General features: G+C 43.9%; 14 protein-coding genes and 1 tRNA gene. 4 read left to right on the top strand and 11 right to left on the bottom strand.

Annotation, left to right across the window (positions count from 1 at the left end; genetic code table 11):
• Window positions 1-136: 136 nt before the first annotated feature.
• Window positions 137-1,165 carry a tRNA (adenosine(37)-N6)-threonylcarbamoyltransferase complex transferase subunit TsaD gene (gene tsaD, locus BDD26_RS03110; RefSeq protein ID WP_038260465.1) on the bottom strand — a complete coding sequence of 343 codons (1,029 nt, stop codon included), beginning with the start codon at window positions 1,163-1,165 and terminating at the stop codon, window positions 137-139.
• A 370-nt stretch (window positions 1,166-1,535) separates the two neighbouring features.
• On the opposite strand from tsaD, the gene rpsU reads away from it, so the two are divergent.
• The 3 genes from rpsU to rpoD all read left to right on the top strand — a co-directional run bounded on the left by rpsU (window position 1,536) and on the right by rpoD (window position 5,632).
• Window positions 1,536-1,751: a 30S ribosomal protein S21 gene (rpsU, locus tag BDD26_RS03105; protein WP_001144069.1), complete on the top strand. Its 216-nt coding sequence runs from the start codon at window positions 1,536-1,538 to the stop codon at window positions 1,749-1,751.
• 114 nt (window positions 1,752-1,865) lie between these two features.
• A complete protein-coding gene (gene dnaG, locus BDD26_RS03100) occupies window positions 1,866-3,614 on the top strand; it encodes a DNA primase (protein WP_115825516.1) in 1,749 nt (582 codons plus the stop codon).
• Window positions 3,615-3,781: 167 nt separating this feature from the next.
• Window positions 3,782-5,632: an RNA polymerase sigma factor RpoD gene (rpoD, locus tag BDD26_RS03095; protein ID WP_038260463.1), complete on the top strand. Its 1,851-nt coding sequence runs from the start codon at window positions 3,782-3,784 to the stop codon at window positions 5,630-5,632.
• 55 nt (window positions 5,633-5,687) lie between these two features.
• Here rpoD and BDD26_RS03090 read toward each other — a convergent pair whose 3' ends face one another.
• A complete protein-coding gene (locus tag BDD26_RS03090) occupies window positions 5,688-6,455 on the bottom strand; it encodes a GNAT family N-acetyltransferase (protein WP_244922635.1) in 768 nt (255 codons plus the stop codon).
• 318 nt (window positions 6,456-6,773) lie between these two features.
• Here BDD26_RS03090 and BDD26_RS03085 point away from each other — a divergent pair.
• Window positions 6,774-6,849: transfer RNA gene (locus tag BDD26_RS03085), tRNA-Ile, on the top strand.
• A gap of 198 nt (window positions 6,850-7,047) precedes the next feature.
• Here the strand turns inward: BDD26_RS03085 and BDD26_RS03080 are convergent.
• The 9 genes from BDD26_RS03080 to BDD26_RS03040 form a co-directional block, all read right to left on the bottom strand.
• A complete protein-coding gene (locus BDD26_RS03080; RefSeq protein ID WP_115825514.1) occupies window positions 7,048-7,311 on the bottom strand; it encodes a helix-turn-helix domain-containing protein in 264 nt (87 codons plus the stop codon).
• 466 nt (window positions 7,312-7,777) lie between these two features.
• Window positions 7,778-8,761, bottom strand: a complete 984-nt coding sequence (locus tag BDD26_RS03075; RefSeq protein WP_115825513.1) for an IS30 family transposase — start codon at window positions 8,759-8,761, stop codon at window positions 7,778-7,780.
• A gap of 32 nt (window positions 8,762-8,793) precedes the next feature.
• Window positions 8,794-9,960, bottom strand: coding sequence for an FRG domain-containing protein (locus tag BDD26_RS03070; RefSeq protein WP_115825512.1), 1,167 nt, complete (start codon window positions 9,958-9,960; stop codon window positions 8,794-8,796).
• A gap of 121 nt (window positions 9,961-10,081) precedes the next feature.
• The gene (locus BDD26_RS03065; RefSeq protein ID WP_115825511.1) at window positions 10,082-11,743 is read right to left on the bottom strand and encodes a terminase large subunit; all 1,662 of its coding nucleotides are present in this window, start codon (window positions 11,741-11,743) and stop codon (window positions 10,082-10,084) included.
• Window positions 11,740-12,093 carry a phage terminase small subunit P27 family gene (locus BDD26_RS03060; RefSeq protein ID WP_115825510.1) on the bottom strand — a complete coding sequence of 118 codons (354 nt, stop codon included), beginning with the start codon at window positions 12,091-12,093 and terminating at the stop codon, window positions 11,740-11,742. Before BDD26_RS03060 ends, BDD26_RS03065 begins: the two co-directional genes overlap by 4 nt.
• Before the next feature lie 126 nt (window positions 12,094-12,219).
• Window positions 12,220-12,654 (bottom strand): HNH endonuclease signature motif containing protein, encoded by a 435-nt coding sequence (locus BDD26_RS03055; protein ID WP_115825509.1) that lies wholly within the window; start codon window positions 12,652-12,654, stop codon window positions 12,220-12,222.
• Window positions 12,654-12,956, bottom strand: a complete 303-nt coding sequence (locus tag BDD26_RS03050; protein WP_115825508.1) for a head-tail connector protein — start codon at window positions 12,954-12,956, stop codon at window positions 12,654-12,656. The genes BDD26_RS03055 and BDD26_RS03050 overlap by 1 nt, the downstream gene beginning before the upstream one ends.
• Entirely contained in the window at window positions 12,949-13,287 is a 339-nt protein-coding gene (locus BDD26_RS03045) for a phage head closure protein (RefSeq protein WP_115825507.1), read from the bottom strand. The genes BDD26_RS03050 and BDD26_RS03045 overlap by 8 nt, the downstream gene beginning before the upstream one ends.
• Window positions 13,284-14,501 carry a phage portal protein gene (locus BDD26_RS03040; RefSeq protein ID WP_425330417.1) on the bottom strand — a complete coding sequence of 406 codons (1,218 nt, stop codon included), beginning with the start codon at window positions 14,499-14,501 and terminating at the stop codon, window positions 13,284-13,286. The genes BDD26_RS03045 and BDD26_RS03040 overlap by 4 nt, the downstream gene beginning before the upstream one ends.
• Window positions 14,502-14,503: the final 2 nt, after the last annotated feature.

Below are 14,503 nucleotides of genomic sequence, written 5' to 3'. Positions count from 1 at the left end.
ATAGCAATATTTTAAATTTATTAATTCGAAAAGAAGGAAGATACTACTCAATATTCAATGGTATTAAATATTTGAGTAGTACCTTCCTTCTTTCATTTGATGAATACTCTGCTTTACTTTTTCATGTAAATTACTTTTACAACGGAGGAAGCTCAGACAATGGCCAGCGAGCTTTAACAGTCACGCCTAAAGCGCCTTTGGTAACGCTTTTCAAGCGGATCATCCCTGTTAACGCAATCATTGCTCCATTATCAGTACAAAATTCAGGGCGGGCATAAAACACGTCACCACGCAATTTTTCCATCATATTTTGCATACTAATGCGTAATGCCCGGTTTGCACTAACCCCTCCCGCCATAACTAATCGTTTAAAACCAGTCTGCTCTAGTGCTCGTTTGCATTTTATTGTCAGCGTATCAACAACCGCATTTTCAAATGCATGAGCAATATCTGCTTTAGTCTGTTCATCTTGTTCAGCATCACCACCAATGTGCTTATGAATCGTATTGGCTGCGAAAGTTTTCAAACCTGAGAAACTAAAATCCAGTCCCGGACGATCCGTCATTGGGCGGGGGAAAACAAAACGGCCTGCTTTACCTTTCTGTGCTATGCGGGAAAGAGCCGGGCCTCCCGGATAATCCAGTCCCAGTAGTTTTGCCGTCTTATCGAAAGCTTCACCTGCGGCATCATCAATAGATTCGCCCAACAATTTATATTCACCAATACCAGTCACACTGATGAGCTGAGTATGCCCACCAGAAACCAATAATGCGACAAAAGGAAATTCAGGTCTGTTTTCTTCCAACATAGGTGCCAGTAAATGGCCTTCCATATGATGAACAGGAATGGCGGGTACATCCCATGCGAAAGCCAATGAACGGCCAATAGTTGCTCCAACCATCAATGCCCCTACTAAGCCCGGGCCTGCGGTATAAGCAACAGCGTCAATATCTTTACTCGTTAATCCCGCTTCCTTCAAGGCCGCCTGAATCAGCGGAACCGTTTTACGAATGTGATCACGGGATGCAAGCTCAGGCACAACCCCTCCATAATCAGCATGTAGTTTTACCTGACTGTACAATTGATTGGCTAGCAGACCGGATTTGTCATCATAAATTGCGATTCCGGTTTCATCGCAGGACGTTTCTATACCTAAAACTCGCATTGTACTTGTCACTCGCCACTATAATTAAAGCAAACACCAGTGTATCACTATCTACTTACGACCACTATTCACATCAACTCAATTACAATCGTCTCCATTTTACATGCTGACTCTTTCTTCTGTTTAGTCTATAATCAGACTCCTACTTGAATATCTGAATATCCTGTGTGGTTAATGTTAATAACGTCAGCAGTAGATTGTTCGTTTTCCGTCCAAAAAAACAAACTATAATCTGTGGCGTTGTGTGTTTCAATTTTCCTCGGCACTTTACAAAGCCGTGTTCATTGAAGTAAAATTCCGCACCATTTTTAAAGACGGCTGGCACTATCACGCCAGCGACAAACCCGATTTCTATTGAGGTGAGAGGCACATGCCAGTAATTAAAGTACGTGAAAACGAGCCATTTGACGTAGCTCTGCGTCGCTTCAAGCGTTCTTGCGAAAAAGCAGGCGTATTAGCAGAAGTTCGTCGTCGTGAATTCTATGAAAAACCAACGACTGAACGTAAACGTGCTAAAGCATCTGCAGTTAAGCGCCATGCTAAAAAGCTGGCTCGTGAAAACGCACGCCGCACTCGTTTGTACTAATCTTTGCGGTCTATCCGCATAATGGTTATATTGACAAACTACTGCAGTTAAAGGCCGTGCTTTCCCAGAGAAAGCGCGGCTTATTCTCGTTCATCAACAGGCGTAAAAGGGCTTATGGCTGGACGAATTCCACGCGCATTTATCAATGACTTATTAGCTAGAACCGATATCATTGATCTTATCGATGTCAGAGTGCCTCTTAAAAAGAAAGGTAAAAACCATCAGGCGTGTTGTCCTTTCCATAACGAAAAAACCCCTTCATTTACTGTTAATGGCGATAAACAGTTCTATCATTGCTTCGGTTGTGGGGCGCATGGTAATGCCATTGATTTTTTAATGAATTATGACAGGTTAGACTTTGTCGAATCCATTGAAGAGCTGGCTGCTATGCACGGGCTGGAAGTCCCTTATGAGGCAAGTTCTGGTGGCGGCCATATTGAGCGCCACCAACGACAAAATCTTTATCAGTTGATGGATAAACTAAACAGTTTCTATCAACATTCACTGACAATACCAAACGGACAGGCAGCCCGGCAATATCTAGCCAGGCGTGGGCTCAGTGAAGAAGTCATTCAGCGTTTTGCAATCGGCTTCGCTCCGGCGGGGTGGGATAATGCCCTGAAACGGTTTGCCCATAACGTTGAAGAGCGCAAGCAATTGAACGATGCCGGAATGCTGGTCACGAATGACAATGGCCGCACTTATGACCGTTTCCGTGAACGCATCATGTTCCCTATCCGTGATCGCCGGGGGCGGGTCATTGCATTCGGGGGCAGAGTGCTGGGGGATGCACTTCCCAAGTACCTCAATTCACCGGAAACAGAGATTTTCCATAAAGGTCGTCAATTATATGGCCTTTATGAAGCACAGCAAAACCACAATTCCCTTTCAAGGTTATTGGTGGTTGAAGGTTATATGGATGTTGTCGCACTGGCTCAGTTTGGCATTGATTATGCCGTAGCTTCACTGGGAACTTCCACAACTGCTGAGCACGTTCAGTTACTTTTCCGGACAACCGATAACGTCATCTGTTGTTACGATGGAGACCGTGCAGGTCGTGATGCTGCATGGAGAACACTGGAAACAGCACTACCCTATCTGAATGATGGCCGGCAATTACGTTTTATGTTCTTGCCTGATGGTGAAGATCCAGATTCACTGATCCGTAAAGAAAAACGTGAATCTTTTGAACAGAGAATGGAAAAAGCACAAACTTTATCTGAGTTTCTGTTCGATTCACTGCTACCACAGGTTGATTTGAGTACCCCGGAAGGAGCAACCAAGCTTAACTCACTTGCTATGCCATTGATTAGTCAGGTTCCGGGAGAAGCGTTGCGGCTCTATCTGCTTAAAGAACTTGGGAAACTACTGGGCATACCTGATACGACACAATTGGAACGATCTCTGGCAAAACTTGTCAAAAAAGATACCAATACATATCAGGCGCTAAAACTGAAACCAACAACAATGCGCATACTTATCGCATTGCTGGTGCAAAATCCGCATTTAGCGACATTAGTTCCTTCATTACAGGGAATGTTTTCTGCTCAGATAGCGGGATTACCGTTATTTATAGAGCTTGTCGACACATGCCTTGCTCAGCCAGGCTTAACAACCGGGCAACTTTTGGAGCAATACCGCGACAATAAGTATGCAACACAGCTTGAAAAACTCGCCGCATGGAACGATATACAGATAGAAGAAATTGCTGAAAAAACGTTTAGTGATGCGTTGAATCATCTTTTCGCATCGGCGTTGGAAGAACGTTTTAACTTTCTGGTGGCTAAAGAAAGAACTGAAGGTCTGACACCGGAAGAACGTAAAGAAGTCTGGCTGATTTCTGAATCCAGCGCTAAAAAATGAATCCAGAATTTACGGCTTAAATGCCGAATGAGGTAGGGAGATAGCCCTACAGTTGCCGCTATTGAGGGCAGTGGCAATATAACGAAAATGCCCCTAAATGTTATTGTTGGCATAATTTGTTTCGCCGACCGACACCAACCAATACTCTGAAGTGTGGATACCGTCTTATGGAGCAAAACCCGCAGTCACAGCTAAAGCTACTTGTCACACGAGGTAAGGAGCAAGGCTATCTGACCTATGCTGAGGTCAATGACCATCTGCCGGAAGATATCGTCGATTCTGATCAGATAGAAGATATCATCCAAATGATCAATGACATGGGCATCCAGGTAATGGAAGAGGCACCTGATGCCGATGATCTCATGTTGGCAGAAAACACAAACGACACCGATGAAGATGCTGTAGAAGCAGCAGCGCAAGTGTTATCCAGTGTCGAGTCAGAAATCGGTCGTACTACCGATCCGGTTCGCATGTACATGCGTGAAATGGGTACAGTTGAGCTACTGACTCGCGAAGGTGAGATTGACATTGCAAAACGCATTGAAGATGGCATCAATCAAGTACAGTGCTCCGTTGCCGAATACCCTGAAGCTATTACCTATCTGTTAGAACAGTATGACCTTGTTGAAGCAGGTGAAAGCCGCCTGTCTGATTTAATCACAGGATTTGTTGATCCTAATGCAGAAGAGGATCTTGCACCGACAGCTACTCACGTTGGTTCTGAACTGCCTCAGGAAGAACTTGATGATTCTGACGATGATGACGATGAAGATCGGGATGACGATACTGACAGTGAAGACGATAACAGCATCGACCCAGAATTGGCTCGCCAGAAATTTCTGGAGCTGCGTGAACAACATGAAACTACCCGTCAGACAATCAAACAGTACGGTCGCAGCCATCCAAATACTGCAGCGGAAATTTTAAAACTGTCCGAAGTATTCAAGCAATTCCGCCTTATACCAAAACAGTTTGATTATTTGGTTAACAACATGCGTTCTATGATGGATCGCGTACGTCTTCAAGAACGTCAAATCATGAAGATGTGTATTGAACAGAGCAAAATGCCGAAGAAAAACTTCATCACTCTGTTTTCTGGCAATGAAACGAATGACACATGGTTTACTGCTGCAAAAGCGATGAACAAACCATGGTCTGATAAACTGCTGGAAGTTGAAGAAGAGGTAATGCGTAGCCTGCAAAAGCTGCGCCAGATTGAAGAAGAAACCGGCTTAACTATTGATCAAGTCAAAGATATCAACCGTCGCATGTCAATCGGTGAAGCAAAAGCCCGCCGTGCGAAGAAAGAAATGGTTGAAGCAAACTTACGTCTGGTTATTTCGATTGCCAAGAAATACACCAACCGTGGTCTGCAATTCCTTGACCTGATCCAGGAAGGTAATATCGGTCTGATGAAAGCGGTTGATAAGTTTGAATACCGCCGTGGTTATAAGTTCTCAACTTATGCTACATGGTGGATCCGTCAGGCTATCACCCGTTCTATTGCGGATCAGGCCCGTACCATCCGTATTCCTGTACATATGATTGAGACGATCAACAAACTCAATCGTATTTCCCGTCAGATGCTACAGGAAATGGGACGTGAACCGTCACCGGAAGAGCTGGCAGAACGTATGCTGATGCCGGAAGATAAGATCCGCAAAGTACTGAAAATTGCCAAAGAACCAATTTCCATGGAAACACCAGTTGGTGATGATGAAGATTCACATCTCGGTGATTTCATTGAAGATACTACATTGGAGCTGCCGCTGGATTCTGCCACTTCAGAAAGCCTGCGTTCTGCCACCCACGATGTGCTGGCAGGCTTAACTGCACGTGAAGCGAAAGTTCTGCGTATGCGTTTTGGTATCGATATGAACACTGACCATACACTGGAAGAAGTTGGTAAACAATTTGACGTAACCCGTGAGCGTATTCGTCAGATCGAGGCTAAGGCTCTGCGCAAACTGCGTCATCCAAGCCGTTCAGAAGTACTGCGCAGCTTCCTTGACGACTAATCAAGGGATATGCTGAAAAACCTGAAAAGCGTCTGTTCCGACAGACGCTTTTTTATTATTCATACATAGCTTTCTCTTCACGAATAAATCCCTGACATTCAAATAATGGTTTAAAGCCGATACGACGATATAAACCATTTCCATCACGCGAAGCCTCCAGATAACACGTAGTCGCACCATGCAACTTAGCTTCTTTCAGCACATAGTTAATCAAAGCAGAAGCATACCCTCTTCTCTTCTTTTCTCTCACTGTACTGATATCATCAAGACGGATAATATTGTCCAGCCTTGATAAAGTTAAAGCACAGATTGGCTGACTATCTATGTACAGGGCGTAATGTTGCAGACACTTTTCAGCGTTCAATGCCATCTGATGGCTTTGCTGATACTGCCCGGAAATAAAATGACCTGTTTCAAATGCACTTTCTACCGGAATAGCCCAATCAACCAAACAGTGGTCAACACGCCGGATTTCATAACCTCCAACACCCTCATCCGCCATATGCCAATTCATCAAATCGAGCTGCATGACGGTAGTTATGTAATCAGGAGCAAACACAAACCCAGCCTGCTGAATAACCGCCAAAACCTGACTATCTGACACCGCGGTAACAATCAAAAACGGTACATTCGCTTTCTCATCAAGTAACTGAATCCCTGTTTTTAGCTCTTCTGCGGTTTGTTCATGTTCACCTACCACCAGCAAAAAATTTAATGCATCAGTTTCAACACCTGTTACATAGGCTCGAACCCCAGTACCGATATGTTGATACATTCGGCTGATAGATGAGAAAAAATAATCTTCCAGTTTACGATGGGCCAAAACAGCCTCTGATAAGTTGTATATGTTCATATTTGAATTACAAAAATATTTTTACAGGAAAATATAAGAACGGTTTCAAATCAAAAAAACACAAAACATAACCAACAATATTTTTATGTTCAAACAATAACCAAGAGGCAATAAATAACCAGAGAAATTTATCAAAAAGGCAATCAGTATCACTAAAAAATATTTCATAGTGACTATAAATAGTTTAAATACGTTAAAAGATACTGATTTTTGCCTATAAAACACGCATATGAATTTTGAGGACTAGACCTAGTGCCACACTGTACCGTATAATCCTCCCACTTCAACGGCCCCTTAGCTCAGTGGTTAGAGCAGGCGACTCATAATCGCTTGGTCGCTGGTTCAAGTCCAGCAGGGGCCACCAGAATTATCAAGGGGTCGCATCAAAAGTGCGATCCCTTAGTTTTTTCTAGGATACCCATAGGATACCTTCTGGCAGTAGCTTTATGTATAACCGATTAACACCGCTACGGTAATGAAGCGTTCTCGTATTTCCCTCTGTGACACTAATCACATCCCCTGAACATTAAGACGCCTAGATAAATAACAAGCAGATAGGTGATTATTCCAATGGCTTATCGCGCACTTTACGCTCAATGGGTTGACCATACGAATCAAAGTAGCGGCTAGGCCAAATTTCAGAGGGATGTATTTCGAGATAGTTAGCGATAATCCATTCGCCTTTAGGCCACGGACGAGAAAGTGTATTCGCTAATGTTGATGAACTGAGTCCCGCTTCACGGGAAACAGCTGCTAAGGTTGTACCGCGCTTACGTAATGCAGCAATAATATCGGCTTGATGCCAGTCATTTCTAACGTTATTCATTCCTGCTACCCCTTCCATTAATTAAAATTGATGGTGGCGATTCAGACAGGGTTTGCACTACCGGGAACGATCGTCCGGCGAGGCCGAAGCCTCCCCTGCCTGAACCACCATTGAATAGGTGCGAGCAGGCGCACTGGCAGAAACTTCCTACCAGTGGATCGTTCTAACAGGGGTGCAAATCCCTGACCACTAGATTTTGCTAATGGCAGGGCTACTTTAACTGATTGGTTTATCTGATTCAATAAGAGAATCAATAAAACTGCTTAATTTTTTTACGTTTTATACCATTAAAAGAATTAAAGGTGTTGCTATTATTTATTTTATGGATAAGGCAGATTTAGGTTTGCATGTTCAATCTGCCATATCCTAAAAATTATATTACATATAACGCGATACTATTTTAGCTTGCATATATTCAGTGAAAGACATTATTTCAGGATACACAAAGTCTTCTTGGATTCACATATTAAGCGCAACACCGTAATGAGCGAAGTAATTGAGTGGGTACTCCTTTAAATAACTCATTCGGTGTTTTGTAATCTCGTGTTTTACGAGGACGATTATTTAATCGGTTTGCCACAAGGTTAATCTCCCGCTCTGATACCTTATTAAAATCGCTTCCTTTTGGGAAGTAATCTCTAATTAATCCATTTATGTTCTCATTTATCCCTCTTTCCCAAGGGGAATGCGGGTGAGCAAAATAAATTCTTGCCTCTAAATTTTTACTGATCCGCTCGTGTTCGGCAAATTCGAGGCCATTGTCAAAGGTAATTGTTTTAACTTTATGTTTTATCAGTGATAAGTGTCTTGTTGCCGCTTTGGCGACCCCTTCTGCTGTTTTATCTTCAAGTTTAATAATAATAGTAAATAATGATTTTCGTTCAACGAGTGTCAATAATGCACTTTTATGATCTTGGCCAACGATAGTATCGCCTTCCCAATCACCAATACGCTGCTTTTTATCAACAAATTTTGGGCGTTTATCAATGCTGACTCTATTTTTAATTTTGCCTCTGCGCTCATAATTTCCATAGCGTTTACGATACGGTTTTTTCGCCATTCTGAGATGTTGCCATAAATCACCACCATTCTTTTTATCTTTATAAATCAATCGATAAATCGTCTCATGATGTAAAGATATTTTGGCTTCCCGTTTAAGATAACCCACAATCTGTTCGGGACTTAAATCTTGCCAAATTAACTGTTTGATCCACATTTCTATCTCTGGATTCACTTTGACTGCTTTTATAGCAAAATGCCGGCGTGCTACGGCCTTAAACTGAGCCTGTTCAGGAGAATATTTCTTTGCTTCCCGATTTCGTCTCAATTCCCGGCTAATCGTTGAGGGGCTTCGATTGAGTGACTTTGAAATCGCCCGTTGTGAAAAACCCGCTTCTTTCAGGCTAGAAATCTGATATCTTTCTGTTTCGGTCAGTTGTGTATAGGTCATAGCGCATTTTCCTTTGGCGAGAAAGATGCCTACTATAGCAACTGACCGCCTTTCTCAGAAATTGCACTTATTATGCGAATCCAAGCTTTCGAGAGTCCGTATAACTCTAATTCATTTCTTATACTCTTAATACTGTCTTTCGGTATGATTATTTTCAATAATCCAGTGTTTTTGGAAATTTTAGATAATGACTCATCATCAATATGGTTTATAGTATTTTGTTCATTAAATTCGCTTAAAGGATAAATGTCACCTTCAATTTTATTGCAAAACATTAAAACTCCTTGTTGGTTTTTTACTCTTTGATTAATTGGCAACGGCTCTATCATTATTTTATGATCATTAAAGATATTTATGCTGGCGTTAGATCTGGAATAGTTACTTGATTCACAAGGAAACATTATCGAAAAATTAAGCAATTCATCCCTGAAAGCATCTTTATCTAAGTTATCATGCTTTTTAATAAGATCAATAAGATGACAAAATGAATTTAATTTTATTGGGCTTCCATATTCTAAATCATCAATATAACCTTTTATTTTTTTATAAAAATCATAAATATATATTTTCAATGCATCTTTTTCATTCTCGTATTGATGACCGTGAGCCGAATAAAAAGCTTCACATTCATCAGATATTTTTTTATGGACTTTTTTTTCTGCTTCTATTCTTCTGAAAAATCTTTCGCTAGAGCATACGTCTAGTTTATTACATTTTTCATTCCAAATCATGAACACTGCGGCATCTTTTTCACCCTTCTCGTTTTCTATTCCATTACCTTTCTCTTTTTCTGTTGCAAAATACAATGCAATTAAGGGACTATAAGTCCAATCAATTACTCGGGTTGATAATCCATAATGCTGAGCAGTCACATGGAGGTCAATATCATTCATACTATAGCCATTAATAATATTCACATCAGGGTAAACTATATGTTTTTCCTTAAATGTGGAATATAATTCATCTGCTAATTCATATTTTGAAATATTGATTGACTTAAGAGTACCTTGATAACTATTATATGAGAGAACTTCAATAGGTTTAATTTTAGTATCTTTCAATAATCTACTTAAACTTGAATTAATAGCATAACACGAATCTCTTTGACCTCGATAAAATACATTTCCATTCTGTGGGGAAAGTGTTTTAACAACACGAAGATAATCCCCTACGCATGTAATTTCTGTTATATTGTTCATTTATCACCTTATTATTCTATTGTGAATCTTTATCACATTAAACAGTAACATCAATTAGAGGTAACATTATCAACAAATATTGTTTTTCGAAAACATTTAAAAAATAAAATTAATGTGTTAACTAAATCCCCTTAAAGTTAGCCAGTCGCCGTTTCTGTTCATCACCGAGACTAAATGCGAACTCTTCATGCTCAATCTGCCATGTACCAAAGCTCATCAGGAACGCAATTGCAGGGTCAATCTTGTTTGCGGATTTCTTTTTGTTCGGTTTGATATTGGCGTTCGCGTCGGTTTCCATCACGACATTGGACACTGCCCACGCCAGCACCGGATCGCCGTTGTGCCGAATGACCTTGCGATTCACGAACACCTCAGCAGATTTAGCTACGGGGCTAAAGCGCATATAGGTTTGCGGGAACGGCTCAACATCCAGCCCTGCGCCCTGTAATTGTGTTCTTAGGTGCGTGGCGTTCCATGTATCAAAGCCGACCAGCCTGATATCAAACTGCTGGCTGTCGTTGAGAATGTCATCACGGATACGGTCATAATCAATGCAGTCGCCTGCGGTGGTGCGTATCCAGCCTGCTTGCACCCATTGGCGATAAACCGCCCGATTCTTATTGGCGGGGTTTTGTAGTTGGGCTTCGGGCAGGTAATGACGGGTCAGTAATAACAGTTCGTTATCCACGGGGAACGTGTAACAAATGCTGGTGATATCCCCTGTTGAAGATAAGTCCAGTCCGGCGTAGCACTCCAGTCCTTTGAGGTCATTTTCATCATAATCTTGCTGGCAGGCTTTCCATGCGCCTTCGCCCATCCACGGGGTTTCACCCTGACACCAGATATTAAAGCGTTTGGTTAGCATTTCTGTCCATTGTGAGGGAATGCCGCGCGCTTTCTGGATAGTGTCATGCAGGGCGGCACTGTCTACCGAGACATCAAGATTGGGATTGGCTTTAATCCAAAGCGCTTCATCATCAATCTCACTCTCATCGTCCAGTTCGTAAATCAGGGCGAACAGCGATTCGTTCTGTTCTTCGTCATCCAGTATCTGACAGCAATAATCGTAGTGCTGTTTACAGGCCGATATCACGTTACTGCCTGCGGTGGTAATGGCGAACAGGAGTCCTTCGGGACGGGCACCCATCCCCAATTCAAGCGCAGAGTACACGGCGTTATCGGGGTGTAAATGGTACTCATCGACAATTGCCAGACTAGGATTTGTACCCTCAATCGTGGCGGCTTTGGCAGCCAGTGGCTTTAACAGGCTGTTGCTCTTTGGGTAGGTAACTTTATGTTGCTGGATAGCGACCCGTTTTTTCAGGGGCTTGGATAACAGGCACATCTGGCGGGCATCATCAAAGACAATCCGCGCCTGATCCCGGCTCACGGCAACGGTGTAGATATCCTGCTGGCCTTGTTCCATCACCAAAAACCAGTTAGCCAGTATCGCGGCAACGGTGGATTTGGCATTTTTGCGCGGCACCTGGATATAGGCACTGCGATATTTTCGGCGTCCGGTCGCTTTCACCTTAAAGCCAAACAGATTAGCAAAAGCGAACTGCTGCCACGGTTCAAGCATGATGGGTTTACCGCGCAGGTGGCCTTTGACATGCGGACAGACACGAGAAAAAGCAATAAAACGTTCGACTACTGCCGAATCAAACAGATAAAGCGGGTTATTCAGGTCGCTATAGTAGCGTTTCACGGCCTGTTTTACCCGCTGACAGGCCGGAATGGTGCCGTTTTCGATAGCAAAAGCGTACTGTTCCCATGCGTTCATAGGCGATCCAGCTCGTCTTCTTCCTCGGTTTCCACCGGATTTTTACGCCGTGATACCGGATCAAAACCCAGCAATGAGGACATTTTTATCATGATTTTTTCAGCATCGGCTTTAGCGCTCAATGATGGATTTCGGCTCTCGCTGCCCTGACTGTTAACAATGCTAAAGCCCCGCATATCAAGGTCTGCTACCGCTTTTCGGTAAATGGCATAGTTCACGCAATACAGTTCTAAATTGTTCCAGTCAGCGGCGTTCAGGTCTTCCCGCTCACTTAAAATTTTACCTTTGGCCTTCCATTGACTGGCGGCGATATCATTAAGGTAGGTTGGCGGTTTTGGCGCTCTTGCCATGATTTTTTGTCCTTATTGTTTTATTTTCAAAAAAACTGCCGTGCGTAAAAATTGAAGGAGGGGGCGGTTCCGCTAGAAGGGACATTTGTCATTTTTGATACCCCACCCCGTTATTTCGTTTCGTTATTATTCTTTTGATAACCAATCACGATACCTTGCCGCTTCGGTTTCCTGATCTCGATAAGCACCCTGCTTGCGCTTCGCTTTGGTGATGGGGTCTGTCTGTACGGTCTTACGGTTATGGCATGTCTGGCATAATGCCTGATGGTTCGATGCAGGCCAGAACAGCACATCACTGTCACCCAGTATCGGGACAATGTGATCCACAATGGTAGCTGGGGTATAGGTATTGGTTTTCAGGCAAATCACACATAACGGGTTAGCTTTCAGGTAGTGCAACCGATAGCGTCCCCATTGATTACTGTAGCCGCGTTGGGTACGAGTACCTCGTTGCTTATCCTGCTGGCGTCTGGCTTCCCGTTGGTGTTGCTCACAGCGGCCTGATTTCACTCGCTCGCGGCAGGTCGGATAACTACAGCGTTTTAACGGTTGCCACGGCATCAGTAAACGCCCACATCACGATAGACAGACCACAGTGATTTAATGGTGAACGGAACTTCGTTAAGCTCAATATCCGTTGCCATTTCCCGATTTTCATACAGCAGTCCGATATAAAGCAGGCAGCCCACTTTAATTGCTGGCGTGAAGCTCAGACCATTATCAAACCGCTTGCCGATATGTTGCTGACAGACTTCAAGTGCGGCTTCGGCGTAAGCGGTAAGCAATGCATCATCAAGGGTATCACTTTCATCAATCCGGCAATGCTGCCTGATTTCACTCAGAGGAATGTCAATATCAAGCATATTTCACGCCTCCCTTGCAAAGCAGTTCTAAGCGAGTGTGTTTCGGATCTGGGATAACGGCAACGATGGCAAAACTCTTACCGTGGGTGCTGGCACCTTGATAGATAATGCGGTTTGTTGTGGTGATATCATCGCGGTAGCGCAGCCAGATACGCACCGTGGCTTCGGATAGCACGGCACCAGATGCGACCAGTTCGCGCCCGCTAATCGGTTGTACTTCTGCCCAAACGTCGGCAACATCCACCCATTTGTTAATCACCGAACCCATTGGCGAGCGGCTTGATTCGTTTTTTTGAAGCGTGATCCGGTGTCTCAATCTGCCTGCTCTCATGCCTTGTTCTCCGCTGGTTTTTTCACTTCGACGGTTTGCTTCCATGCCTGACTGAATTCATCACCGCCTTCACGGGGCGATAAACCCTCGCGCTCGCGGGCTTCGTTCGGTGACATGACGCCGGATTTAATGGCAGTTTCATAACTCTGGAAACGTTCTTTCGGACTGGCACGCAACAAATCGGCAGTATCAAATTCGACCTGATAACGAATACCCCGCTTTGGAGAATTCATCAGCAAGGCGGCTTTGATTTGTTGCTCAAAATTGGCAAGCCACGGACGCATAGTGATAGTCAGAAAGGCGCGGGAGGCTTCGCTAAAATTACTGTAAGTGCTGTTTGAATATTCTTGCAGAAAGAGCGGGCTGACATTGAACATACGGGCGATATCGTCAATGGTGAAACGACGGGAGGCCAGCCATTCGGCATCTTGGTTACTCATGCCTAACTGCTGGTAATCCATCCCACCTTCAAGAATGGGCGTTTTCCCTGCATTCCTCGCCCCCTTGTAACGTTCGAGGGCTTCCAGTGCCTTACTTCCCTTTATCCCGTCCAGCCAGTCAGCGGCTTTAATCACGCCCGCCGCCATCATGCCATCTTTCATGATGCTGGCACCGTGGCGTTGTTGTGCCAGCCCCAAACCCAGTGTTTCGCGGCAAACGGTGACAGGCGAGCGCCCAAGAAAACCATCTTCGGTGGCATAGCGCAGATGTAACACTTCTTCTTGTAGATAGGTTTTGACCTTGCCGCTATAAGGCTCGGTGATGGTATACGCGAACCGATGATCGGATAATCGTTGTGGTACGACTGCTGACGGCGGGTAAGGGTGTAATGACTGTGGCTGACCATCCCTCCCCCAGATTATCACCGCATACGCATTGCCATTCAGCAGGCAATGACGCATCAGAGTTCTTTTGAATTGATAGGGAGTCTGGCAATCATTCGGGCACTCATTCAGCAGATAATCAACAGGGTGATCACTCAACCATTCGCGGGATTCTTTGCCGTTCTGGTGCTGAACCCGATAGAGGTAGCAAGGCATGGAGGTCACCGTTTCACTAATCACCGTGACAGCGTTCATCACAGCGGGTAAACCTTCCGCCGTGGAGGGGGAAACATGCTCGCCCGATTTGGTATTAGATATGCCTGCCAGAAAGAAAAATTCATCCAGCGTTATGCTGCGGGTCTCAGGGACTTTGCGTGTAAAAGGCCACATCA

The organism is Xenorhabdus cabanillasii (assembly GCF_003386665.1).
GTDB classification, from domain to species: Bacteria; Pseudomonadota; Gammaproteobacteria; order Enterobacterales; family Enterobacteriaceae; genus Xenorhabdus; species Xenorhabdus cabanillasii.
Note: the sequence above shows the minus strand (reverse complement) of the source record. Positions and strands in the feature narration are given on the sequence as shown.

Bases quoted from the DNA above. Each gene is read 5' to 3' on its own strand.
- rpsU (WP_001144069.1), top strand. From the start codon at position 1,536: ATGCCAGTAATTAAAGTACGTGAAAACGAGCCATTTGACGTAGCTCTG.
- dnaG (WP_115825516.1), top strand. From the start codon at position 1,866: ATGGCTGGACGAATTCCACGCGCATTTATCAATGACTTATTAGCTAGA.
- BDD26_RS03080 (WP_115825514.1), bottom strand. From the start codon at position 7,311: ATGAATAACGTTAGAAATGACTGGCATCAAGCCGATATTATTGCTGCA.
- BDD26_RS03075 (WP_115825513.1), bottom strand. From the start codon at position 8,761: ATGACCTATACACAACTGACCGAAACAGAAAGATATCAGATTTCTAGC.
- BDD26_RS03040 (WP_425330417.1), bottom strand. From the start codon at position 14,501: ATGTGGCCTTTTACACGCAAAGTCCCTGAGACCCGCAGCATAACGCTG.
- BDD26_RS03055 (WP_115825509.1), bottom strand. From the start codon at position 12,654: ATGCCGTGGCAACCGTTAAAACGCTGTAGTTATCCGACCTGCCGCGAG.
- BDD26_RS03070 (WP_115825512.1), bottom strand. From the start codon at position 9,960: ATGAACAATATAACAGAAATTACATGCGTAGGGGATTATCTTCGTGTT.
- rpoD (WP_038260463.1), top strand. From the start codon at position 3,782: ATGGAGCAAAACCCGCAGTCACAGCTAAAGCTACTTGTCACACGAGGT.
- BDD26_RS03050 (WP_115825508.1), bottom strand. From the start codon at position 12,956: ATGCTTGATATTGACATTCCTCTGAGTGAAATCAGGCAGCATTGCCGG.
- BDD26_RS03060 (WP_115825510.1), bottom strand. From the start codon at position 12,093: ATGGCAAGAGCGCCAAAACCGCCAACCTACCTTAATGATATCGCCGCC.
- tsaD (WP_038260465.1), bottom strand. From the start codon at position 1,165: ATGCGAGTTTTAGGTATAGAAACGTCCTGCGATGAAACCGGAATCGCA.
- BDD26_RS03045 (WP_115825507.1), bottom strand. From the start codon at position 13,287: ATGAGAGCAGGCAGATTGAGACACCGGATCACGCTTCAAAAAAACGAA.
- BDD26_RS03065 (WP_115825511.1), bottom strand. From the start codon at position 11,743: ATGAACGCATGGGAACAGTACGCTTTTGCTATCGAAAACGGCACCATT.